18 protein-coding genes are annotated in these 22598 nt (G+C 66.6%); 6 read left to right on the top strand and 12 right to left on the bottom strand.

Annotated features, from left to right (window positions below; translation table 11 throughout):
- Together AC1DHY_RS03280 and pdhA are read right to left on the bottom strand one after the other, a co-directional pair.
- The gene (locus AC1DHY_RS03280; RefSeq protein ID WP_476903147.1) at window positions 1-1113 is read right to left on the bottom strand and encodes an alpha-ketoacid dehydrogenase subunit beta; all 1113 of its coding nucleotides are present in this window, start codon (window positions 1111-1113) and stop codon (window positions 1-3) included.
- Window positions 1110-2375: a pyruvate dehydrogenase (acetyl-transferring) E1 component subunit alpha gene (pdhA, locus tag AC1DHY_RS03285; protein ID WP_476878506.1), complete on the bottom strand. Its 1266-nt coding sequence runs from the start codon at window positions 2373-2375 to the stop codon at window positions 1110-1112. Before pdhA ends, AC1DHY_RS03280 begins: the two co-directional genes overlap by 4 nt.
- Window positions 2376-2534: 159 nt before the next feature.
- Between pdhA and AC1DHY_RS03290 the strand changes: the two genes are divergently transcribed.
- Window positions 2535-2996, top strand: coding sequence for an Lrp/AsnC family transcriptional regulator (locus AC1DHY_RS03290; protein ID WP_441416883.1), 462 nt, complete (start codon window positions 2535-2537; stop codon window positions 2994-2996).
- Between the two features lie 15 nt (window positions 2997-3011).
- Here the strand turns inward: AC1DHY_RS03290 and galU are convergent, their stop codons facing one another.
- Window positions 3012-3902, bottom strand: a complete 891-nt coding sequence (gene galU / locus AC1DHY_RS03295) for a UTP--glucose-1-phosphate uridylyltransferase GalU (protein ID WP_476878507.1) — start codon at window positions 3900-3902, stop codon at window positions 3012-3014.
- A gap of 274 nt (window positions 3903-4176) precedes the next feature.
- On the opposite strand from galU, the gene pseB reads away from it, so the two are divergent.
- From pseB to AC1DHY_RS03315, 4 genes are read left to right on the top strand one after another with little or no spacing between them, the layout of a single operon-like run.
- A complete protein-coding gene (pseB, locus tag AC1DHY_RS03300) occupies window positions 4177-5157 on the top strand; it encodes a UDP-N-acetylglucosamine 4,6-dehydratase (inverting) (protein WP_476878508.1) in 981 nt (326 codons plus the stop codon).
- Window positions 5147-6289: a DegT/DnrJ/EryC1/StrS family aminotransferase gene (locus AC1DHY_RS03305; RefSeq protein ID WP_476878509.1), complete on the top strand. Its 1143-nt coding sequence runs from the start codon at window positions 5147-5149 to the stop codon at window positions 6287-6289. Before pseB ends, AC1DHY_RS03305 begins: the two co-directional genes overlap by 11 nt.
- The gene (locus AC1DHY_RS03310) at window positions 6286-7038 is read left to right on the top strand and encodes a cytidylyltransferase domain-containing protein (protein WP_476878510.1); all 753 of its coding nucleotides are present in this window, start codon (window positions 6286-6288) and stop codon (window positions 7036-7038) included. The genes AC1DHY_RS03305 and AC1DHY_RS03310 overlap by 4 nt, the downstream gene beginning before the upstream one ends.
- 1 nt (window position 7039) lies before the next feature.
- Window positions 7040-8578, top strand: coding sequence for a GNAT family N-acetyltransferase (locus AC1DHY_RS03315; protein WP_476878511.1), 1539 nt, complete (start codon window positions 7040-7042; stop codon window positions 8576-8578).
- Here AC1DHY_RS03315 and pseI read toward each other — a convergent pair.
- The 8 genes from pseI to AC1DHY_RS03355 form a co-directional block, all read right to left on the bottom strand.
- Window positions 8571-9626, bottom strand: coding sequence for a pseudaminic acid synthase (gene pseI, locus AC1DHY_RS03320; protein WP_476878512.1), 1056 nt, complete (start codon window positions 9624-9626; stop codon window positions 8571-8573). The genes AC1DHY_RS03315 and pseI overlap by 8 nt on opposite strands.
- Window positions 9613-10917, bottom strand: a complete 1305-nt coding sequence (locus AC1DHY_RS03325; RefSeq protein ID WP_476903148.1) for a hypothetical protein — start codon at window positions 10915-10917, stop codon at window positions 9613-9615. Before AC1DHY_RS03325 ends, pseI begins: the two co-directional genes overlap by 14 nt.
- The gene (locus AC1DHY_RS03330; protein ID WP_476879688.1) at window positions 10910-13489 is read right to left on the bottom strand and encodes a glycosyltransferase WbsX family protein; all 2580 of its coding nucleotides are present in this window, start codon (window positions 13487-13489) and stop codon (window positions 10910-10912) included. Before AC1DHY_RS03330 ends, AC1DHY_RS03325 begins: the two co-directional genes overlap by 8 nt.
- A gap of 80 nt (window positions 13490-13569) precedes the next feature.
- Window positions 13570-14388 carry a glycosyltransferase family 2 protein gene (locus tag AC1DHY_RS03335; RefSeq protein WP_476879689.1) on the bottom strand — a complete coding sequence of 273 codons (819 nt, stop codon included), beginning with the start codon at window positions 14386-14388 and terminating at the stop codon, window positions 13570-13572.
- Window positions 14385-15353 carry a glycosyltransferase gene (locus tag AC1DHY_RS03340; protein WP_476879690.1) on the bottom strand — a complete coding sequence of 323 codons (969 nt, stop codon included), beginning with the start codon at window positions 15351-15353 and terminating at the stop codon, window positions 14385-14387. Before AC1DHY_RS03340 ends, AC1DHY_RS03335 begins: the two co-directional genes overlap by 4 nt.
- Window positions 15343-16788: a lipopolysaccharide biosynthesis protein gene (locus AC1DHY_RS03345; protein ID WP_476903149.1), complete on the bottom strand. Its 1446-nt coding sequence runs from the start codon at window positions 16786-16788 to the stop codon at window positions 15343-15345. The genes AC1DHY_RS03340 and AC1DHY_RS03345 overlap by 11 nt, the downstream gene beginning before the upstream one ends.
- A gap of 26 nt (window positions 16789-16814) precedes the next feature.
- Window positions 16815-18296: a sugar transferase gene (locus AC1DHY_RS03350; RefSeq protein WP_476879692.1), complete on the bottom strand. Its 1482-nt coding sequence runs from the start codon at window positions 18294-18296 to the stop codon at window positions 16815-16817.
- 213 nt (window positions 18297-18509) lie between these two features.
- The gene (locus AC1DHY_RS03355; RefSeq protein WP_476903150.1) at window positions 18510-19481 is read right to left on the bottom strand and encodes an LCP family protein; all 972 of its coding nucleotides are present in this window, start codon (window positions 19479-19481) and stop codon (window positions 18510-18512) included.
- 452 nt (window positions 19482-19933) lie between these two features.
- On the opposite strand from AC1DHY_RS03355, the gene AC1DHY_RS03360 reads away from it, so the two are divergent.
- Window positions 19934-21559 carry a glycosyl hydrolase family 28-related protein gene (locus tag AC1DHY_RS03360; RefSeq protein WP_476878606.1) on the top strand — a complete coding sequence of 542 codons (1626 nt, stop codon included), beginning with the start codon at window positions 19934-19936 and terminating at the stop codon, window positions 21557-21559.
- On the opposite strand, the gene AC1DHY_RS03365 is transcribed toward AC1DHY_RS03360, so the two are convergent.
- Window positions 21556-22584: an acyltransferase family protein gene (locus AC1DHY_RS03365; protein ID WP_476878607.1), complete on the bottom strand. Its 1029-nt coding sequence runs from the start codon at window positions 22582-22584 to the stop codon at window positions 21556-21558. The two genes, AC1DHY_RS03360 and AC1DHY_RS03365, sit on opposite strands and share 4 nt — an antisense overlap.
- Between the last annotated feature and the right edge of the window lie 14 nt (window positions 22585-22598).

A 22598-nucleotide genomic window follows, 5' to 3' on the forward strand; every position in this document is an offset into this window, starting at 1 on the left:
TCAGTCTTCCCACTGGAGGTCGTCGACGGCGTCGAGGATGCGGTCCACGCCGGGCAGGTAATAGTGCTCGAGTTTCGGGGCCGGGTACGGCACGTCGAAGCCGGTGACGCGGCGGATCGGGGCGGCCAGGTGGTGGAAGCAGCGTTCCTGGACGCGCGCCACAATTTCCGAGGCCACGGACGCGAAGCCGTGCGCTTCGGCGATCACCACGGCGCGGCCGGTCTTCCGGACGGATGCGCAGACCGTTTCGTCGTCGAACGGGACGATCGAGCGGACGTCGATCACCTCCAGCGAGCGGCCTTCCTCGGCGGCAGCGGCCGCGGCGGCGAGCGCCGTCGGGACGGACGGTCCGTAGGCGATCAGCGTGGCGTCCGTGCCCGGACGGGCGACGGCGGCACGGCCTTCGGAGGAGGTGCCGGACTCGGTGTTCGCCGTGTGCTCGGCGCGGAGCGCGTCCAGGTCCACCTGGTCCTTGGACCAGTACAGCTTCTTGGGTTCCATGAACATCACGGGATCGTCCGAGTCGATGGCTTCACGGAGCATCCGGTAGCCGTCGGCCACGGTGGCCGGGGTGAAGACCTTGAGGCCCGCGGTGTGCGCGTAGTAGGCCTCGGAGGAATCGCAGTGGTGCTCCACTCCGCCGATCCCGCCGGCGTAGGGGACGCGGATGACGATGGGCAGCTTGACGGTGCCCTTGGTCCGGTTGTGCATTTTGGCGACGTGGCTGACGATCTGCTCGAACGCCGGGTACGCGAAGGCGTCGAACTGCATCTCGATGACCGGGCGCATGCCGTTCATGGCCATACCCACGGCCATGCCCACAATGCCGGATTCGGCCAGGGGCGTGTCGAAACAGCGGCTCTTTCCGAAGGTTTTGGTGAGGCCGTCGGTGATGCGGAAGACGCCGCCGAGCATGCCGACGTCCTCGCCGAAGACCAGCACGGATTCGTCCGCGTGCATGGCGTCGGCCATGGCGGTGTTCAGGGCCTTGGCCAGGGTGATGGACTGCGGGCCGGTCTTCTCGGCGTCGCCGGCGGCCTTGGCGGCGGCGCGGGCGGTGGCGGCGCTGACGTTGCCGTTCGCTTCGGAGGACGTGGTGATGGTGGGGCTCATTTGCCGGCCGCCTTTGCTGCGGATGCGGTGGATGCGGCGTCGCGGGCCAGTTCGTCGGCGAGCATGGCGGACTGTTCCTTGAGCTGCGGGGTGGGCGTGGAGAAGACGTAGCTGAACAGGTCCTGGGGGTCCACGGGGACGTCCTCACCCAGGCCCTCGCGCAGCTGGGTGGCAACGGCTTCGGCCTGGTCGGCGATCCGGGCGGAGTTGTGGTCATCGAGCAGGCCGCGGCCTGTCAGGTAGGTCTTCATCCGGCTGACCGGGTCCTTGGACACCCATTCGGCCACTTCGCTGTCCTGGCGGTAGCGGGTGGCGTCGTCGGCGTTGGTGTGCGCCTGCATCCGGTAGGTGTGGGCCTCCACCAGCAGCGGGCCGGAGCCCTCGCGGGCGAGCTTCACGGCCCGGCCCAGCACGGCCAGGAGCGCCACCATGTCGTTGCCGTCCACACGTTCGCCGGCCATGCCGTAGCCGACAGCCTTGTGCGCCAGCGACGGGGCGACCGACTGGTGGGCCAGCGGCACGGAGATGGCGTACTGGTTGTTCTGGACGAAGAAGACCACCGGGAGGTGGAACACGGCGGCAAAGTTCAGCGCTTCGTGGAAGTCACCCTCACTGGTTGCCCCGTCGCCGCACATGGCCAGGACCACCGTGTCCTCGCCGCGGAGTTTGGCCGCGTGGGCGACGCCGACGGCGTGGAGCAGCTGCGTGGTCAGCGGGGTGCACTGGATGCCGACCTTGTGCTTGGCGGGGTCGTATCCGCCGTGCCAGTCGCCGCGGAACAGGGTCATGGTCTGCACCGGATCCACGCCGCGGGCCATCACGGCCACGGAGTCACGGTAGGTGGGGAACATCCAGTCCCCGTCGGACAGACACAGTGCCGCCGCGACCTGGCAGGCTTCCTGGCCGTGGCTGGACGGGTAGACGGCCATACGGCCCTGCCGGACCAGCGCGGAGTTCTGATCGTTGACGCGGCGCCCGACGACCAACTGCTCGTACGCGGCCAGCAGTTCGACGTCGTCGGGGAGGCCGTACTCGTGGCCGGGCTGCGCGCCCTGTTCCGCTTCGGCGTTCAAGGCGCCGTCCGGGCCGACGATCTGGATGGGGTGGCGGGCCGGCAGCATGTAGTCCTCGACCGTGATGCCGAACTTCAGGACGGCGTCGTGGGCGGCGTTCGGCGCCGAGCCGGGTTCGGGCTGCGCCGTACGTTCGGGCTGCGCCGTGCGTTGGGGCTGCTGCGCAGAATGGTCCGCGGAGATCGTCATTGGTCCGTCTTTCTGTAGCCACTATTCGCTCCCAGTATGGTCGGCGATGCCGTTTCGTATCCACCCCCGGCCGAAATCGTGGAGAAGTCCCGAATATTGCCCTAATCTGAAAGACAGAATGTAAGTGTGAGCTGGATTACCGGCGGGGGTTGTAGACAAATGGCAGAGGCCGAGGCGGACCAGGCGGTGCCGCTGGACGACGTGGACCGGAACATCATCGCGGAACTGACCCGCGACGGGCGGATGTCCGTGACCCAGGTGGCGGAGAACGTCCACATTTCCCGCGCCCACGCCTACACCCGGATTGCCCGGTTGACGGGTGAGGGCGTCCTGACCAAGTTCACGGCGCTGGTGGACCCTATCAAGGCCGGGCTGAAGTCCTCGGCGTATGTGACCCTGAAGGTCCGCCAGCACTCCTGGCGCGAACTGCGGGAGCTCCTCCGGGCGATCCCCGAGGTGCACCACATCGCCCTGGTGGGCGGCGACTTCGACGTCATCCTGCTGGTCCGCGCCGTGGACAACGTGGACCTGCGGCGGGTCATCTTCGACCAGCTGCAGTCCATGCCGGGGGTGCTGGACACCCAGACCTTCCTCGTGTTCGAAGACCTGGACACGCGCTAGCCGGGCCGTACCGCGTCAGTTCAGGAAGCCCTTGAGCCAGATTTTGAGCTCCTCGCCGAAGTCAACGCGCTCGGAGGCGATCGAGATGGCGGCCTTGAGGTAGCTCAGCTTGTCTCCGGTGTCGTACCGGCGGCCCTGGAAGATGACGCCGTGGACGCCGCCGCCTTCAGCATCCGACGCGGCGAGAACCTGCAGCGCATCCGTGAGCTGGATTTCCCCGCCGCGGCCGGGCCCGGTCTGTTCCAGGACGTCAAAAACCGCGGGGTGCAGCACGTAGCGGCCGATCACGGCCAGGTTCGACGGCGCATCCCCCGGAGCCGGTTTTTCCACCAGCCCGTCCACTTTGACGTAGTCCTCGCCGGGGATGGGGGTAACCGCGGCGCAGCCGTAGGCGCTGATCTGCGCGGGGTCCACCTCGATGAGCGCCACCACCGAGCCGCCGGTCCGCGCCTGGACCTCGATCATGGTGTCCAGCAGCCTGTCGCGTTCATCGATCAGGTCATCGCCGAGGAGCACGGCGAAGGGATCGTCCCCCACGTGTTGCCGGGCGCACAGCACGGCGTGGCCCAGGCCCTTCGGGTCGCCCTGCCGCAGGTAATGGATCGGCGAGATGTTGGACGCGTGCTGCACGGCCTCCAGGCGTTCGGTATCGCCCTTCAGCTCGAGGATCCGTTCGAGGGCCGGCGCCCGGTCAAAGTGGTCCTCCAGGGCACGCTTCTGCCGCCCGGTGATCATCAGCAGGTCCGTGAGACCGGCCCTGACGGCTTCCTCCACCACATACTGGATGGCCGGCTGGTCCACCACCGGCAGCATTTCCTTCGGCATCGCCTTGGTGGCCGGAAGGAAACGGGTCCCCAGCCCGGCAGCAGGTATGACAGCTTTAGTTACAGCTTTCCCCAGAGTCATAACCGAACTTTACAAGCGGGCCCGCGAAATGAGAATGGCTGGGAAAGACACATTCGCCGGTGGACCCGTTCAGAAAGGGTCCGCCAGCGGGGTGCGGACCTGTCTGACGTGTAAACTTTGGTCCGTCATTCCAGCGCTGGAAAATAGCATGCTGCCCGCCGCATAAACTCAATTGCGGCGGCGCCGCAGGAGTGGCCCACCAATCGATACAAGGCGCAAGACGGCATTCACCGCCGGCGCCGCGTTCCTTAGCTTCTGTTTCAGGGGGAGTTTCATGCAGTTTCAGGATTCGTCAGTACTTATTACCGGTGGAACAGGTTCTTTGGGGAAGGCGCTCACGCGTGAACTCCTGGACCGCCACGACGTGCGGCGGCTGGTCATCTTCAGCCGTGACGAACTGAAGCAGCTCGAAGCCCGCCGTATGTTCAACGACGACCCCCGGATCCGCTGGTTCATCGGCGACATCCGGGACCGGAACCGCCTGACACGGGCTTTCCACGGCGTTGACTACGTAATCCACGCGGCCGCCCTGAAGCAGGTGGACACCGCCGAATACAACCCGTTCGAATTTGTTAACACGAACATCATCGGCTCTCAGAACGTCATCGACGCCGCCATCGACGCGGGCGTGAAGAAAGTGGTGGCCCTATCCACCGACAAGGCATCCAGCCCGGTCAACCTCTACGGTGCCACCAAACTGAGCGCGGACCGCCTGTTCATCAGCGGCAACCACTACGCGGCGTCGTACGACACCCGTTTCTCCGTGGTGCGGTACGGCAACGTCATGGGTTCCCGCGGAAGCATTGTGCCGATCTGGCGCAAGCTCGCCGAACAGGGCAAGTCCCTGCCCCTCACGGACAAGCGGATGACCCGGTTCTGGATCACCCTCCAGCAGGCCGTCGATTTTGTGCTTGATTCCTTTGGCGTGATGCAGGGCGGCGAGCTCTACGTCCCCCGCATCCCCTCCGTAAAGATCGTTGACCTTGCCGAGGCCATCGCACCGGGCGCAGCGATGCATGAGATCGGCATCCGTCCGGGCGAGAAGCTCCATGAGGAAATGATTGCCCCGGACGACTCCCGCCGCACGCTGCAGCTGGACTCCCGGTACATGGTCATGCCGCACCTTGGCGGTTGGGGCTACAAGGAGCCAGCCGACGGCGCGCTGGTTCCGGATGGCTTCAGCTACCAGTCCCACACCAACGCCGAATGGCTGGGTGTCGAAGAGCTCCGCGAAATGCTGGCCAATGAGTTCTAGCCCCAGCGTGCTGCCCTATGGCCGGCACTCGATCGACGAGGCCGATATCTCCGCGGTGGTCACCGCACTGTCCGGCGACTGGCTGACCACCGGCCCCATGGTCGGTGAGTTCGAAGCCGCCATTTCGGCCGCCGCGGACGGAGCCGCCGCGGTGTCCGTGACCTCGGGCACTGCAGCCCTGCATGTGGCCTACGCCGCCGCCGGGATCGGTGCCGGCGACGAGGTGGTGACCACGCCGCTGACGTTTGTGGCGACGGCCGCCACAGCCGCCGTCCTCGGCGCCAAGATCGTCTTCGCGGATGTCGAACCGGACACCGGAAACCTCTCCCTTGACGCCGCGGCAGCCGCCGTAACGTCCAGGACACGCGCCATCACCGCCGTCGATTACGCGGGCCTGCCCGTGGATGCGACGGCGTTCAACGCCCTGGCCGCCCGGTCCGGCGCCGTCTTCATCGAGGACGCCGCCCATTCGGTGGGCTCAACGCTGCACGGCGTCCCGGTTGGTGCGACGGCGGACATCACCACGTTCTCCTTCTTCCCCACCAAGAACCTGACCACCGCCGAAGGCGGCGCGGTGGTCACCCCGCGCCCGGACCTGGAAGCCCGCGCCCGAAAGTTCAAGAACCACGGGCTGGAACGCGACCGGTCCAAAATGCGTTTCCCGGACGAAGGCCCGTGGCACCAGGAAGTGACGGACTTCGGCCTGAACTACCGGCTTCCCGACGTCCTGGCGGCGCTCGGCGTCAGCCAGTTCAAGAAGCTGGAATCGTTCAAACTCCGGCGTGCGGCGATTCACCGGGCGTACAACGACGCTTTCGCTGAGCTCAGCGACGCGCAGGTCCCGGTGCTGACGGACGGCGCCGCTCCGGCGTGGCACCTGTACCCGCTGCGTGTGCCCTCCGCCCGCCGGAAGGACATCTTCAACGAACTGCGCGGACTCGGCATTGGCGTCCAGGTCAACTACATTCCCGCCTACTGGCACCCCGTTTTCGAGGACCTCGGCTACCGCCGCGGGATGTGCCCCAACGCTGAGGCATACTATGCGGGGGAAATCTCGCTGCCCCTCTTCCCGGGCATGACCGACGGTGACGTGGACCGTGTCATCGAGGCCGTCCGCAAGGTCCTCCGTTGAGCAGCGCGGCGCCCGGCGGCGCGAAAGTTGTGGCCGTCATCCAGGCCCGGATGGGTTCGGCCCGGCTGCCGCGGAAGGTCCTGCGCCCCCTCGGCGCCAGGAGCGTGCTCAGCTGGGTGGTCCGCGCGGCCCGGGAGGCGCCCGGCATTGATCAGGTGGTGGTCGCGACCTCGGCATCTGCTATTGACGATCCGATTGCCGAGTTTGCCGCCGCGGAGAACGTGACTGTGGTCCGCGGCAGCGAAAACGACGTTCTGGACCGGTTCATCCAGGCTGCACGGCAGACCGAGGCCGACGCCGTTGTCCGGCTCACGGCGGACTGCCCGTTGCTGGACCCGGCAGTGATCGGCCAGGTCGCGGCCCTGTGGCGGCTGAACCCGGACCTGGACTACGTCTCGACCACCTTGGACCGCAGCCTGCCGCGGGGCCTGGATGTGGAGCTGGTCCGCGCCGGCGCCCTGGAGGAATGCAACGCCCGCACCGAGCCGCATCACCGGGCGCACGTCACCAGTGCCGTCTACGAGGAAGGCTCCGGCTTCAGCCAGGCCAGCCTGTCATTCCGGCCCGGGTCGGAGAAGTACCGGGTCACCCTGGACGTCGACGACGACGCCCGGCTGCTGGACGCGCTGGTGGCCCTTCTGCCCGACGCGGCACCGTCGTGGGGAACGATTGTGCGGCTGCTTGATGCGCACCCGGAGATCGTGGCGCTCAACGAGGCCGTGGTGCAGAAAGCGCTCATCGAGGGCTGAGATGAAGGTCCTCGTATGCTGCAGCGCCGCGAAGGAGGCGGGCGCCGGCCACGTTATGCGCTCGCTCGCCGTCGCGGAGGAGGCACTGGCCGCCGGGTGGGACGTGGTCTTCGCCGGGCGCATTGACCACCCGGTAGCCCGATCCGCCGTCGCCGGCCTCGGCATGGACGTGCTTGACGTGGAGCTGGAAAGTGCCGCGCTGGTGGCCGCCGCCCGGGCCGCGGGTGCGCAGCTGATCCACGTCGACTCGTATGGGCCGCTCCCCGGCCTGCGTGGCCTGGCCGCCGAAGCCGGCCTGGCCCTCTCCTCCATGGAGGACGGCGAGTATGGCCGGCGGCCCGCCGATCTGGTGGTGGACGCTTCGCCGGGCGGCGAGGGCGAGTTCCGCACGCCGGACGGGACCCTACGGCTGCTGCGCGGCCTGCGGGCGGCACCCATCCGGCGCGGCCTCCTGAACGCCCCGTCGCCGCCGCGAGGAACTGCTCCCCCGGACCGGCTGCGGGTCCTGGTCCTCATGGGCGGCACCGACGCGACCGGAATGACTGCCCGCGCAGTCCGGGCCTGGACCGGGACGGGTATCGCCTCGGAATGCCACGTGGTCACCCAGGCCGGCGACGAAGGCCTGGCCGCAGAGAGCGGAAACACCGCGATTTTCCGTCATGCCCCCGGCCCGGATGTGCCGCTGCTCTTCGGCAGCATGGATCTGGTGATTTCCGGGGCCGGAACCACAGTGTGGGAGCTCGCGGCCCTGCGGGTCCCCGCGGCCATCATCCAGCTGGTCCCGAACCAGCTGGCCGGCTACAACTACGCGGTCGCGCAGGGTTTTGCGGCGGGCCTCGGAACGTGGGACGCCTGGGACGACGGGACCGCCCGGGACCGGCTCCGCGAGCTGGGAACGGACGCCCGGCTCCGGGGCCAGCTCAGCCGGGCCGCCGAGCACGCCGTGGACGGCGCCGGCGCGCAGCGGATCGTCGCCCTCTGGCAGGAGATTGTGAACCGGCCCGCAGGAGTGAACGCGCGCCGTGCCGTACTGGAGGACGCAAGCCAGATCTTTGAGTGGCGCAGCGATCCGGCAGTCCGGGCCGCTTCACGGACCACGGACTCATTCTCCTGGGACAGCCATCTGGCCTGGTTCCAGGGGACCCTGGCCAACCCCGGACGCCTCCTGACCATCATCGAGGCGGAGGGGCGGCCTGCCGCCGTCGTGCGTTTTGACCTCCTGGCGGACCGCCCGGCCGGCTGGGAAGTGTCCATCACGGTCAGTCCGGACTTCCGCGGGACGGGGATGGGCGGCCGGGCACTGCGCGCCGCAGAGGAGCTGCTGCGCGGCGAACATCCGGACACGGAGATCACCCTGGTGGCGGAAATGTTGAAGACCAACCATGCCTCCCGCCGGCTCTTCGCCGCAGCTGGCTACGAGCCCCCGCCGCGCATGATGCCGGGCACCACGCCCGGCGACGCCCCGGGCGGTGGTCCGGCCGCGGGCGACGACGGAACGTGGGACAGACTGGAAAAGACCGACCCCCGCCCCGCTAAATAAGGTCCCAGGCCAGCGGTGTTCCCCGCACGCAGTCAGTGGCGAACGTCCGGCCGAGCACCAGGTCGAGGTCCTGCGGGGCCAGACCGCCCCCGGGCCGGATGGACCTGACGTTCTCCTCCGTCAGCACGTCGCCCTTCCGGACATCACGCACCACGTAAAGGGAGCGGCGGAGGCGGGCGCTCTCCGCTTCGCCGGAACTGACATTCAGGGTGGGGCTTCCCAGCGCCTGCCAGGCCGTCTCGCTCTCCCTCACCAGCGCGGCCAGCTCGTGCGGTTCCAGCGAGAATGCCGAGTCTACGCCGCCGTCGTTCCGGTCCAGGGTGACGTGTTTTTCGATGACGGATGCTCCGAGGGCGACGGCGGCAATGGCAGCGCCGATGCCCATGGTGTGGTCCGAGAGGCCCACGTGCACCCCGAAGGCATCGCGCAGCACAGGCAGGGTCCGCAGGTTCGACTCCGCCGGCGAGGCCGGGTAGGAGGACGTGCAGGCGAGCACCACCACCTGGTTGTTGCCTTCGCCCCGGATGACGGACAGCGCCGTCTCCACATCGGCGAGGGACGCGGCACCGTTGGAGAGGATGACGGGTTTCCCCGTCCGTGCCACGGTCCGGAGCAGGGCGGTGTCCCCGATCTCCAACGAAGCGATCTTGTAGACCTGGGCGTCCAAGTCCTCGAGCAGGTCCACGGCGGTGTTGTCGAACGGGCTGGAAAACGGAATCAGCCCCCGGCTGCGCGCCTTCTCGAAGATGGCCTCATGCCACTTCCACGGGGTGTGGGCCTGCTCGTAGAGGCTGTAAAGAGTCTGCCCGCCCCACAGCGGATGGTCAGCTGAGATCACAAACTCGGGCCGGTCACAGTCGATGGTGATGGTGTCGGCGGTGTAGGTCTGCAGTTTGACGGCGTCTGCGCCCGCGTCCGCCACCATGTCCACGATGTCCAGGGCGCGGGCCAGGTCTCCGTTGTGGTTGCCGGAGACCTCGGCGATGATGAACGGTTTATGTCCTGGCCCCACCTTGCGGGGACCGATGTTAATGTCAGCGGCGCTCATGCTCTACCTCATCTTGCTTCGAACGGTGGGTGGAAAGGATGCTTTGGTCCAGGATGCCCTCGACGGCATCCCGCAGGGCTGTGCGTGACGCGTGGCCTGTGAAGGCGACCAGCGAGGTCCGCAGGTCCGCCATGGACGCGCCGGCGTCCGCGGCGTCGTGACCGCCGTCGGCGAGTCCCAGCAGCGGGCTCGGGTGAAGGGCGACGACGGCGACGTCGGCCGGCAGGACCCGGCTTGAGTCGGCCACTACGGCCACCGGGTAGCCGGCCACGCAGGCCTGGACGACGGCGGAGGACGTTACGGCCACCACGCCGTCACCGGGCTGGAGCTTGGCGAACAAGTTTCCCTCGGCAAGCTCGGTCTTGGCGGCCAGTTCCGCAAGGGGTTCCCAGCTGCCGAGGCCTTTCTGCTGCCGGACCTTGGGGTGCAGGCGGAGTTCGCAGGCCACCCCGCGCTCCCGCAGGCCGGTGATCAGCCGGGCCAGTGCCGTGGCTTCAGTGGCGGACAACTCTTCCATCGAGTGGCAGACGATGACGCGCCGCAGGGGCCCGGCCGGCTGCCGGAACTCCTCGGCTTCGGGGCGGCCGATGACCACCCGGGCCGTGTCAGGGCTGTGCCGGCGGAACCAGGAGTCCTGCGCCTGCCCCCAGACGCCCACCCAGTCGGCCAGCACGGGGACGTAGTTGGCCTCGTTGGGCGTTCCGTGCACCAGGGTCATGGTGGGAATGCCGTGTTGCTTCGCGGCCCAGACCAGCGGCCAACAGTAGTTATGCCGATCGAAGTCGGTCAGCACCAGGGCGGCGCCGGCAACGGCGTCCAGCGCCGCGAGGTAGCGCACCGCCTGGGCCAGGAAGAGATACTCCCTGTACACCCTCGCCGCCGGCAGGGACCGCAGGGCTCCCCCCGGCAGGGCGCGCCGGAGCTGCAGGGCGCCGCCCAGCCGTTTCCAGCCCGAGACGCGCGCCATGGAGGCCGGGGCCAGTCCGGGGAAGGACAACCCCGGGCGCAGGTCCGAAGAGGCGTGCCTGGCGTCCGCCACAAGTTCCACCGGGAGGCCCTTCAGCGCCTCCGCAACGGCCGAGCCCAGGACAACGCCGTGGGCCACGGGGTTGGCGAACACTGTCCAGACGGCCCCGTCAGCGGGCCGGCCCGTGCCACCGGACCGGCGCGCGGCACCGCCCACAAGGGCGGCGAAACCCGCGGCCGCGCGTAGAAGCTGGCGGTCCAGCGATGTCTCGTTGCCGATCGCCAGGGAGGCCGCGACCTCCGCGGCCACTGCCCTGTTATCCACGGCGGAGCGAGGCGAGGTTGTTTCGCAGTGTCCGCCAGGAGGCCAGCACGCTGCCCGCCGCCGATTTCGCCAGCGACTGGAGCCACGGGAAGCCGGGACTGCCCATGGGGGTGCGGGGCCGGTGCGGGAGTGGCGCCGCGTCCCAGCGGGTTGCCGTGAGGTAGTCCGTTCCGTGGGTCTCGTCCGGCTCGAGGTAGGAGCCCTCCGCCCACTCGTTCCAGGCGTTGACGAAGACCATGCCGTGCTGCCGACGTGCTTCGCTGGCCCGGGCAAACTGCAGCCAGCGACGGTAGCCCTCGGGCGAGGAGTCGACGTACACGGTGGAGTTGTTGGACCGCCGCGCGGTGTTGTCCCACCCGGGGGCAACGGCTCGGTAGCGGACGAACCCGGGCTCCGGGCGGCGCATAAAGCGCTCGACCATCCGCGGGTAGGACATGATCCGGCCACGGAAGCTGGGGCTCAGGCCGGCTGGCGGGACCAGTTTGGCGGCGGCGAGGGTGTTGGAACCGACCGGGGGGAACTCGCTGACGGCGTCGAAGCCGAACGGGGCCGGGCGGATTCCGGGCTTGGTCTCGGCCGCGATGAGTTCCAGCGGGCCCACGCCGTGCTGGTCGGCCAGTTCACGCCAGGTCCGCGCGAACTGGGGGGCGTCCGGCAGGTGGTCCACCCGGTGCACCACAATAACCGCGCGCCCGTTGTTGCGCAGGTAGCGCGGATCCCGGAGGTACGGCAGGAAGTCCAGGAAGACCTGTTCTGCCGTGCCCTCCGCGTAGTCCTGGCCAATCAGTACCGACTGGTCCTGGCCGTCCCAGCGGCGCGTCCAGTTTTCGTTGGCCCAGGAAATGCAGAACGGGAAATCGGGCCCGCGTTCCACGTAATCGTCAATGGGGCGTTCCAGCAGCCGCTTGCCGGCGAACCAGTAGTAGTAGAAGCAGAAGGCGTCGACGTCGTTGGCCCGGGCGAGCTCGGCCTGCCGGTCGGCCACACCGGCCACCGTCAGGTCGTAGTAGCCGAAGTCGGCGGGCCGGCGCGGGTGGTCATGTCCGTCGAAGAGGGCGGTGGCTTTCCGGACGTTCGTCCACTCGGTGAAGCCGGTCCCCCACCACTCATCGTTTTCGGGAATCGCGTGGTACTGCGGGAGGTAGAACGCCACCGTGAGGGGACGGTTGGCTGCCTCCGCTGGTACCGGTGCGCCGCCGTCGTCGACCGTGCCCTGGGGCACACCCGACCCGCTCCGGGCGGCAGCGACGACGACGACGCCCACCGCCATGGCGAGCAGCAGGAAGCCCAGCACCTCGTAGAGGGAGCCGCGCAGGACCATAAACAGGAGGGCGCCCACCGGGGCGGCAACGGCCCGGCCGGACAGCGTCGCCGCGGTGCCGGGGAACCGGGGACCTGCCCAGGCCAGGAGTGCGCCCAGCAGGATGAACGCCACGAAGACGCCCAGGAAGCCACCCACGAGGTGGGCTTCGCCCCAGAAAGGCATGGAGACGTTGGTGTAGCCCATCCCCGTCGCCTTGGCCACGACGGGTCCGCTGGCGTGTCCCTGGACCAGGTTGGACAGCACCGGGATCCAGCGCAGGAAGGGTGCGATGAAGAGATCCAGACGGTCCGGCATGCCGGCCGGAATGGACTGCACCGAGACCTCGCGCAGCAGCATCTCGAACGCGTCAAAATCGAAGTTCAGCAGGGTGGCGCTCGGCAGGGATGCGCCCACGGCTGTGGAGCCGGTCCCGTCGCCGCGCATGAGGTCGAGGGTGGGGAACACGGTGACAAACACCAGCACCGTGGATGCCGGCAGCCACCGGAGCCATTTGCTGTTGATCAGGTATGCCGCGACGACCGCCACAACAAAGCTTCCCGTGAGGAACCGTGAACCGATCAGCGGGTTGGTCACGATGGCTCCGGCGACGACGGCCGCCACCAGGAGCTTGCCGGACACCTTGATCCCGCTGCGGTACAGGGCAATACCGGCGGCGGGGATGGCGATGGCGCCGGCCTCGGCGAGGAAGTACAGCGAGCCGCCGCCGGGCAGGTCCGCGACGCGAAGCAGCGTTTCCCGGAAAGCGACACGGCCGGTCATCAGTCCGGAGCCCATCAGTGCTGCGAACAGCAGGCCGGTTCCGACCTGCGCCCACAGCATTGCGGTCATGGCTCCGCCGATCCCCGGCTGCCACCACCGAGGGCCTCGGCCCCGCGTCGCCGGTTCAGACCGCCAGGGCACGCGGCGTGCAGCGAAGTAGCCGATTGCCGCCGCGGCGAGCCCGGCCAGGACCACCTGCTGGGCAGTCGAGAGGGTACCCGCCGTGAACGTTCCCTTCCAGGGGAAACGGTTGGCTGCCAGCTGGAAAGCCGGGGCCAGGGCCATGAAGATGAACGTCCAGGTCCAGAAAATCGTCCAGGCAATGTTGAAGGTCTGGCTCACCACGCAGCGATAGAGCATCACCGAGGTGATGGCCAGTGTGAGGACGGCCTGGATGATCAGCCAGCCGTCGCGGGTCGCCCCGAAGGTGACTGCCCCGGCGCCCCAGAGGGCAAGGGAGAACAGGACCGCAGCGGAGAAGACGCGCACAACCCGCCCGGCGTGGGGCAAAGGCCTGGATGCCGACGGTTGCAACGCTTCAGCCCAGCGGCTGCTCATCAGCGGGGCGCTCATTTGCCGGCCCCAACCGGCTGGCCGGAACGCTCAATGATCGCCGCGTAACGGCGTTGGGCCGGCCGCCGCACGGGCAGCAGCAACAGGGGATGCCTCCGGTAGAACCTCGCGGCGGATGCGACTTCCCGCACCCAGGGCATGAACCTCACGCCGTGCGTCTCGCGGCGCCAGCCGTGGACCCACCGGCACGTCGGATCCACGATGACCGGCGCATTGTTCTGCCAGGCATCCAGACCCATGGCGTGGTCTTCGTAATAGAGGAAGAACCGCTGATCCCAGCCGCCGGTAGATTTGAAGTACTCCGTTGAACCGCAGACCGCTGCCCCCATGGCCCAGGCAACGTAGGTGGGCGCCGGGGAGGTTGACGGCAGGTACGCCTCGGCATCTGCACCGGGAAGGGAGAGCCCGCGGTGGGCGAATTTGTCCATCAGGAACGGCAGGCCCCTGCCGTTGGGCTGCAGGGAACCGTCGGGGTTGACCAGCTGCGGCGCGACGACGGCGCCGTGCGTCCTGCTCATCTCCGCCAGGCGGGGCAGGTCGGCCGCGTTCACGGACACATCCGGGTTGACGAAGGCTACGTAGGGGGTCTCGACAAGCGCTAGTGCGGCGTTGTTGGCGGTGGCGAAGCCGAGGTTTTCTGCCTGGGCGATGACTTCGGCGCCGAGGCCACGGGCCACCGCGACGGAGTCGTCTGTCGATCCGTTATCCACCACGATCCAGCGGTAGGGCTTGGGCGTTTCGGCGGCCCACCACTGTTGAAGGTCAGCCGAACTGTTGTAGCTGACCGTGATGATGGTCCAGTTGGATGCGGTCATGTGAGGGTCCTCCTAGTACGCCCCGCCCAGATGCTGCCAGCCAGAATGGCCAATGAGCGCGCGGGAGGTGAGTGGTGTGCAACGACGGCACGAACGATGATCTTAGCAAGCTCGAAGCTGCCGGTCGGGGATGCAAAAGCGTTGATGATCGGGAGCTTATTTTCCGGCACGGCTGCCCGTTCCAGGACCGTCCGGCACATCCTGGCACGCCAGCCGAAGCGATGCTGGCTGAGGTAATCCAACTGGCGGCCCAGCCCTCCCGCCGCCGCGCCCCGGAGCTTGGAAATGCGGCTGGTCACGGACCGGCCGAGTTCTTCTCCGATGACGTTCGCGGCGTGCTGCTGGTAGTCCTGGACGACGTCGGGCAGGATCTTGATGCCGCCGTCGACGTCGGCGCAAAGCGCGAGCCAGTGGTCGTGATACGCGGCGTCGGTGGGTTCCGGGAACGGCAGCGCCACCCGGAGAAGGGGGGTCCGCAGGACACTCAGGCTCCCGGTAATGCAGTTGTCGAGGAGCAACGGTCCCAGCCCGTGCATCACGCGGACCGTGACGGCGTCCGGCGCGGCAGCGTCGCCGGCACGCAGATCGACAATTCTCGCCTGGCCTGCCACCAGGGCGTGCGATTCCAGTAACGGCACCATGATCTCCAGCTTGCGCGGGTACCAAAGGTCATCCTGGTCCGCCAGGGCGACCCAGCCGGCGTCAGGGTTTGCCTCCGCCAGGACGCGCTCGAAGTTACGGTAAAAGCCGAGCCGGTCAGGGTATTCGTGGACCACAAAGCGGGCGTCCGAGCCGACAATGTCGCGGACCTCCCGGGCCGCGTCCGGGTCACGCCCGTCGATGCCGATGATGCAGGTCCAGTCCGTCAGGGTCTGCGCAGCGATCGATTCCAGTTGCACCCGCAGCAGGCCGGGATCGGGCCGGTAAACGGCAAGGCAAATGACACCAGGTTGTTTAAGCGGCACCGGAGGTCCTCACGTGCGCGGCGAGATGCCGCCGGTTGAGCAACAAAGCCAGAGCGAAGGCAGCAACTGAGAACGCCAAGGTCAGCACAATGTCACCCGTAACGGCGCTCACCGCAAGCGGCGGAAGGCCCAGGGACAAGGTCAAAACCCCGCCGAGCGTGGGCGCCATCGGCAGCCCTGTTCGGCGGCGCAGCCAAATACTCCACATCGACTGGCAGAGGTGGAAAGCCGGTACGGCGGCAGCCACAGCCCACAGCGCGCTGCCCGGCTGCGCGGCAACCATTGCGGCCAGGGCCACGGCGGCCGCCGCTGCCAGGGGCGTGGTGACCGCCAGGAGCCCGGTTCGTCCGCTCAGGAAAACCAGATGCGTGTTGACCAGGTACCCGGTCATGGCCACGGTCGCCGCCGCTACCATCATGGCGCTTTGGACCACCCCGGGCTGGTCGGCCACGGGACCGCCCACCAAGTGGATCACCGGCGGCCCCAGCACCGCGAATCCGGCCAGGAGCAGGAGCACAAGGAGCGCTACCGTCCGGAACGTGCTGCCCAGTAGCGCGGTTCGTTGCGCGTCCGGACTCCGGTAAATCATAGGTGCCCAGGCGTTGTTGACCGCGGCCAGCAGCACCATCGGCGTCGAGCCCAAGGTAATGGCCAGCTGGAGGCCGCCGGCTGCGGCCACCCCGGAGGATGCCACCGTGACGGCCACCAGGACCACCAGCAGCAACGAACTCGCAACCTGGTGCGGCACGGTGGGCAGCCCCACCCGGAACGCGGCAACGGTCTCGTGCAGTGTGATTCTCAGCTTCGAACCGCGGCAGGCCCAGAGCATGGACAGTGCGCCGACGGCCAGGTGTCCGGCCGCAACGAACGGCAGGTAGTTCGCGGCTGTGGCGTCGCTTTGCCAGACGGACAGCAGGCCGAGTCCCAGGGGCGCCACGGCGGAGAGCGCTGCGAAGGCAGTAAATGCGCGGACATTTTCGGCGGCCCGGAACATGGACTGGCTGGCGGTGAGCGCCGTCAGGCCGACTGCGGACACCACCGGCCAGACCACCAGGCCGTGGTGGCCTTCGGGCATCATCAGCGGCGACCACAACGGTGCCGCGCCAATCAGGACGGCCGCCAGCAGGACGGCGAGGAGGGCGCTGGCCGCCGCGATACCGCGCGCCCCGGCCAGGCCCGACTTCTCCACGATGGCGTGGCGGGTGATTGCGGCGGGAAACCCGAGGCCCAGGAGCACGGCTCCGAGCTGGTAGAGCGTGATGGAGACGCCCACGAGGCCGTACTCAAACGGTCCCAGGAGACGGGTCAGCACCGGGGTGAGTCCGAGAGTCACCAGGATGGGCGCCACGGTCGCGACGGCGTAGACGCTGCCTTGCCCCAGTAACTTACGGCCGGCGGCCGGGGCGGCCTGCGCCTGGATAGTACGTGCCGCCACCTAGCGCCTAACCCTTCGATACAACATTAATAAGCACCTTCGCTGGCATAGACAGCGCGGAGGGTGCGGGCAAGAATCCGCATGTCAGTGGTCAGGGACCAGTTCTCCACGTAATAGAGGTCCAGCCGTGCACTGTCGTCAGGGCTGAGGTTATTGCGGCCGCTGACCTGCCAGAGTCCGGTGATCCCGGGCTTCACGTACAGCCGTCGGGTCAGGTGGTTGTCGTAGAGATCAACCTCCCGCTGGATTTGCGGCCGCGGTCCCACCAGTGCCATGTCGCCGGCGAGGACATTGATCAGCTGCGGCAATTCGTCGATCGAGTAGCGGCGCAGGATGCGGCCGAGCCGGGTGACCCGCGGGTCCTTCTTTGCTTTGTAAAAGACCCGGAACCCGTCCTCGGCGTCGAGCACGCTGTCCAGGTTGTCCTGCGCGTTGGCCGCCATGGAGCGGAATTTCCACATCCCGAAGGGTTTGCCGCGCAGGCCGATCCGTTCCTGGCGGAAGAACACCGGCCCCTTGCTGTCCAGCTTGATGGCGATGGCCACGGCGATGAAGACCGGAAGAAGTGCGATGAAGCCGATGGCGGACACCAGGAAGTCAGCTGTTCGTTTTACAAAGAGCTTCGCGCCCTCATAATCGGGCAGTTCCACGTGGACCAGCGGCAGTCCCTCCACCGGGCGGACGTGGATGCGCGGGCCGGCGATGTTGGTGAGCTCGGAGGCAACGATCAGTTCGGCGCGGATTTCCTCCAGCGCCCAGCCGAGGTCCCGGAGGTACTCGAAGCGCTGCTTCGTCTGGCCGGCAACGACGACGGCGTCCGCGCGGGCGCGGAGGACGGCGCTGACAATCGTCTCCGGAGGCCCGACGACGTCGACCACGTGGCCTGCCACGTTCAGCGATCCTGACGCCGGCCCGTCAAGGAGTGCTACACCCACTACCCGGTACCCGGCCTCGGGGAGCTGGTCCAACCTGCGAACCACCCGGGTGATGTCATCGTGGGCGCCGACCACCAGCACGCGGGAGGACTTCTCGCCCTTGCGCCGTTGTTTTGTCAGCCATTTACGCCAGAACCACCGGCTTGCCACAAGGCCCAGTGCCCCTACGGGGAAGGACAACGCCAGGTAGCTGCGCGCAATATCGATCTGGAACACCATGGCGATGATGGCCACGGACCCGAAAACGCGAAGTGTGGCGGCCAGGGTGCGCCGGTATTCGTCGGCCCCCAGCCCAAGGACTTTGGCGTCTGCGGTCTTGTAGGCGACCAGGCACAGGCACCACGCCAGTGCGAGGACCACCGAGAGGAATTCATAGCTGAAATGAAAACTGGATCCCTTGACGGATTCATTGGGTGGCCCAAACTTAGCCGTCTGGGCAAGCATCACGGCCGCCACCACGACGGCGAAGTCCGTTACCCGGAGCCAACGGATATGCCTTTTCAGGACGTTGGTTACCCGGTCGCGGGTCGGAATTTCAGCGGCCGGAACATCGACTGTCGCTAACGTTTCCATGCGTCAGAATTCACCCGCCTTGCAGCGGTTGTGCATGCCACTGACAGTGGCTCGGCAACTTCCCCCAAACAATGTGCTACCCCTTTTTGTGCTGATTGATGCCGGCGCGTTGGAATGCGAAGAGTCCGCGCGGGCACTAGTGCAGAATACACCGCCTAGTAGTCGGCTCCCGGAGTAAGTCATCCGGGCCGCCACCATGGTGAGGCGTCCGCCCTACTTTGTGTGTTTGGACGCCTGAACGTAGGCGTCCATGGTGTCGGACTTCAATGCGTCGGAAACCTTTTTGATTTCATCGAAATCCGGAACAACAATGGACTGGCCGTCAGCGGACGTGCCTACTCCCAAGTTGGGGAGAGTGAACATGGTGACGTTCGACGTCCGGACGTCCTTGAGCTGCACGCCGAGGGCGGCGACGGCTCCGGCGTCCAGGGACTTGTCCACGCTGACGTACGGCGAGAATTTGGTCACGATGTCATTGATGGTGACCGGGTTGGACAGGGTGCCCGCCGTCAGCATCTTGGACATAACGGCCTTGAGGAACGCCTGCTGGTTCTTGACCCGCTGGTAGTCGCCGTCGGGGAAGGCGTACCGTTCCCGGACATACGCCAGAGCCGTTGCCCCGTCCATGAGCTGCTTGCCCTGGCTGAAGGTTTTTCCGGGCATGTGGAAAGACTTGAATTCATACGGCACGGTGATTTCGACGCCGCCCAGTGCGTCCGTCAGCGCCTCGAAGCCGGCGAAGTCCATGCCCGCGACGTGGTCGATGCGGACACCGAAGAGGCCTTCAAGGGTCTGGACCACCAGAGGCACGCCGCCTGTGGGCAGCGCAGCGTTGATCTTGGCTTCGCCTTTGCCCGGAATGTTGATCCAGGTATCACGCATCACGGACATCACGTAGATGTTTTTCCGGTCTGCCGGAATGTGAAGCAGCATCAGGGTGTCCGAGCGCTGGTCGCTCGCCTGTCCGTCCTTGGACGCTTCGAGCGAGGCGCTGCGGGCGTCGCTGCCCATCAGCAGGATGTTCACCGGGGCCGGCTTGCCGTCTTTGCCTTGCGACGCCGCAGGCCGGGTGCTGTCATCGGGGAACGCCGATTCGATCTTCTGCGTGTTGTTGTTGAAATTACTGGCAAGGTTGTAGCCGTAAATGCCGACCGCAGCCCCGGCGAGCACCAGGACGGCCAACACGGAGAGTGCGACTATGAGCAGGGGGCGCCTGGATTTCTTCTTCGACAGGTGGCGTGAATTTTCAGGCCCGCGCGTCCCAGAATTACCAGCATCTTCATACGACTCAGTCACAGTCGCCCACTCCCCCAAATAGAATTCACAAGAGCTCAATCCTAGCCGAATGGCGCATGCCCTCTTGACAGGCATGACGCCCTCCGGGAGGTCGGGATTGGGCAAAACTCCGCATGCCCGGCGGGACAGCCGCAACCACAAACAAACACAGGGCCATCGCGCAAGATTTCCCAAGGTTTTCCCAAGGTCGCGGCGCGCAGGATGAGTCTATTAGCCAACTCTCGGAGATGGTCATGAAACCTCATTCTGGTGGTTCTACAGGTGCAGAGTTTGATCGACGCCGGTTCGGCTTATTTCTTGGCGGTGGAGCCCTCTTACCTGCCGCGTTGGGAGCGTCCACCGTGCCGTCCGCCCGGCTGGCTGTCCCGGCTGCGCTACCGGCAGGCCAGCTGATGTTCAACGTCCGGGATTTCGGGGCGAAGGGTGACGGAATTGCGGATGACACCGCAGCCATTCAGGCCGCCGTTGATGCTGCGTCCCCCGGGTCCACCGTGTATTTTCCGGGAACCGGCTCGGGTGCCTGGTACAAAACCAGTGCCAGCCTGACCGTGGTCCAGCCGAACATCCGTTTCCTGGGCCAGCCCCGGGACGGGTATGCCGTGTCCCTCCGTCCCTCCGCTGCGAACATAGCGGTCATTGTTATCAAGCATGCCGGGTTCGTCTTCCAGGACATGGCCATCATTGGTGACAGCGGCGGCGTTGCCGGGGCGCCAACGGTGACGGGCCTCGATCTGTACGGTTCCACGAACGCCGATGTCGACTGCGCCATCGTCGGCGCCACACTCCAGCGGTGCTCCGTGGGCGTTCTCGTCCGCGGCCGCAATGCCGCCGTCGTTCGGTCACTGTTTTCAGGCTGTGCCCGTGCGGTGGTTATCGATGGTCTGACCCCGTTCCATAGCGGCGCCGGCGCCGGCAACGGGAACCGAGGCACCACTATTGAAAACTGCCGCTTTCACGGGACGGGCTCAGTCGCCGTCGATGTCACCACCACCGCGAAAGTCCGGCACATGCTCATTGCCGGCAACTACTTCGACTCCAACGGTGCGGGCACGCATCTGCGTGCCACCGGAACCAGCTCGAGCGCACACGAGAAACTGACCGTCCGCGACAACAAGTCAGCGGAAGTTGCCGCCGTCGTCTATTCCCTCACGTACGTCAATAATTCGACCATTGACGGCCTCGACATCATGGGTGACACCACCACCAAGAACTCCGCCAACGGCCTGGAACTAAACAACTGCAACACGGTTATTGTCCGCAACGTCTTCGGGGTCCAGCTCGGCGGCGGCGGAGTGTATGCGCGCAACTGCTCGTCGCTGATGCTCGAGGGCATCAAGTGGCGGGTTTTGGGAATGGGCGGGCAGCCCGGGGCTCACGGGTTCGACGTCGACGCCACGAACACCCGGTGCTCGTTCACGGGGCTTCGGGTTGAGCAGACCACCGGGTGGGGATTCAGCGGGTCACCGGCCGATTCATCCATGTCGAACCACCAGTTCTTTGCTTGCACCCTGGGCGCCATCGACTCGACCACCCTGCTCAGCAGTGCCAGCCAGGGACGTAACTCGTACGTCGAGGGAACCGGCGGCCGGAAGCAAGACTACGCGTCCAAGTCATTCGACCTGGCCGTCGGGACCGTCACTCCGCTGGCGACCATTGCCTCGACCAGCAATTACAGCTCGTTTGAAGTCGAGGTCAAGGTGGTCGGCCGGAACGCGACGGGAACGGTATACGTCCGCTACGTCCGTTACGTCCGGCCGGAGAACGGGGCACCGCAGTACTTCACCCCGGTGGCTGACGTGGCCCAGGGCGGAGTCAGCCTGGCGTTTTCCCCCTCCGGCACCACCGGCGTGGCCGTGTCGGCAAAAGCCAGCGGATCGGCCTCCTTCGTAACAGCCCACGTCACCGCCCTCTCCGGCGGAGGCGCATCCACCGCGAACCCGCGTGGCGTGAGCGTGAAGATGGCCTAGAGCGCGGCCGGAACGGGCGCGGGGGGCTTCACTCCGATTTTGTCTTTCATTTTCAGGACCGGACTCTCAACGAACCTGAAGCTCAGCCAAGCTCCTGCATAGGTGATGACGACGGCGATCAGAGTCATCTTGAGGCCGTTCGTGAAACCGACCATTCCCAGGGCCGAAAGCACCATGTAGTGCCAGACGTACAGACCGTAGCTCAGCATTCCCAGGTGAACCAGGAGGCGCGATGACAGGAAGCGCACCAACAGGCCCTGCCCGAAAGCCAGATGCACGATCAGGAACGGAACGGTAAGACTGACGATTGGCAGCGTCCACTCACGCTTGAGCGCACCGATCGACTCCAGGTACGCGCACGCCACGAACACCGCCACGGCAAGGTAGGCAAGGACCGGACTCTGCCACGGACGTCTCTCAACCAGGAACCCCACAAGACAGCCGACCAACAGGCCACCTGCCTTCAACAAGGGGTTATAAGGCTGGTCTGCCCCGGCGAGCGTCCAAGCGACCAGCCCCCCCATGGCGAGGAGCGCGACGATAATTTCGGGCCGACGGAAACGAATCACCACTAGCAGCAGGATCGGCCACACCAGATAGAACTGTTCCTCCATGGCAAGCGACCACGTATGGGACAAATGACCAATAAACGTACCGGTCACCGTCATCCAAATGTTGGATATGTAGGCGAGAGCGACTCCCGTAACTTTCAGCAGAGCCACCGGCAGCGCGTGCCGCAACGCCACGAAGAAGACCACGAAGGCAAGACAGGCAACGAGCAGCGCCGGGTAAAGCCGCAAAGCCCGCTTGAGGTAGAACGCCTTCAGGTCGATGCGGCCATCCCGCCGGTATTCCTTCAGCAGGATCCGTGTGATGAGAAAACCGCTGATGACGAAGAATACGTCAACGCCCAGACCTCCGGGGAACCTCAGCGACGGTAGCGCGTGCACCGTGAATACCATGCCGACCGCCACCGCCCGCAGACCGTCAAGCGCAGGCATGTACTGCAGCGATTTCGAACGCACCCAATCCCCCAAGT

It is taken from the genome of Arthrobacter sp. 05L44, from assembly GCF_056397605.1.

Coding starts and splice junctions, on each gene's coding strand:
- AC1DHY_RS03280 (WP_476903147.1), bottom strand. CDS start 1,113: ATGAGCCCCACCATCACCACGTCCTCCGAAGCGAACGGCAACGTCAGC.
- pdhA (WP_476878506.1), bottom strand. CDS start 2,375: ATGACGATCTCCGCGGACCATTCTGCGCAGCAGCCCCAACGCACGGCG.
- AC1DHY_RS03290 (WP_441416883.1), top strand. CDS start 2,535: ATGGCAGAGGCCGAGGCGGACCAGGCGGTGCCGCTGGACGACGTGGAC.
- galU (WP_476878507.1), bottom strand. CDS start 3,902: ATGACTCTGGGGAAAGCTGTAACTAAAGCTGTCATACCTGCTGCCGGG.
- pseB (WP_476878508.1), top strand. CDS start 4,177: ATGCAGTTTCAGGATTCGTCAGTACTTATTACCGGTGGAACAGGTTCT.
- AC1DHY_RS03305 (WP_476878509.1), top strand. CDS start 5,147: ATGAGTTCTAGCCCCAGCGTGCTGCCCTATGGCCGGCACTCGATCGAC.
- AC1DHY_RS03315 (WP_476878511.1), top strand. CDS start 7,040: ATGAAGGTCCTCGTATGCTGCAGCGCCGCGAAGGAGGCGGGCGCCGGC.
- pseI (WP_476878512.1), bottom strand. CDS start 9,626: ATGAGCGCCGCTGACATTAACATCGGTCCCCGCAAGGTGGGGCCAGGA.
- AC1DHY_RS03335 (WP_476879689.1), bottom strand. CDS start 14,388: ATGACCGCATCCAACTGGACCATCATCACGGTCAGCTACAACAGTTCG.
- AC1DHY_RS03350 (WP_476879692.1), bottom strand. CDS start 18,296: ATGGAAACGTTAGCGACAGTCGATGTTCCGGCCGCTGAAATTCCGACC.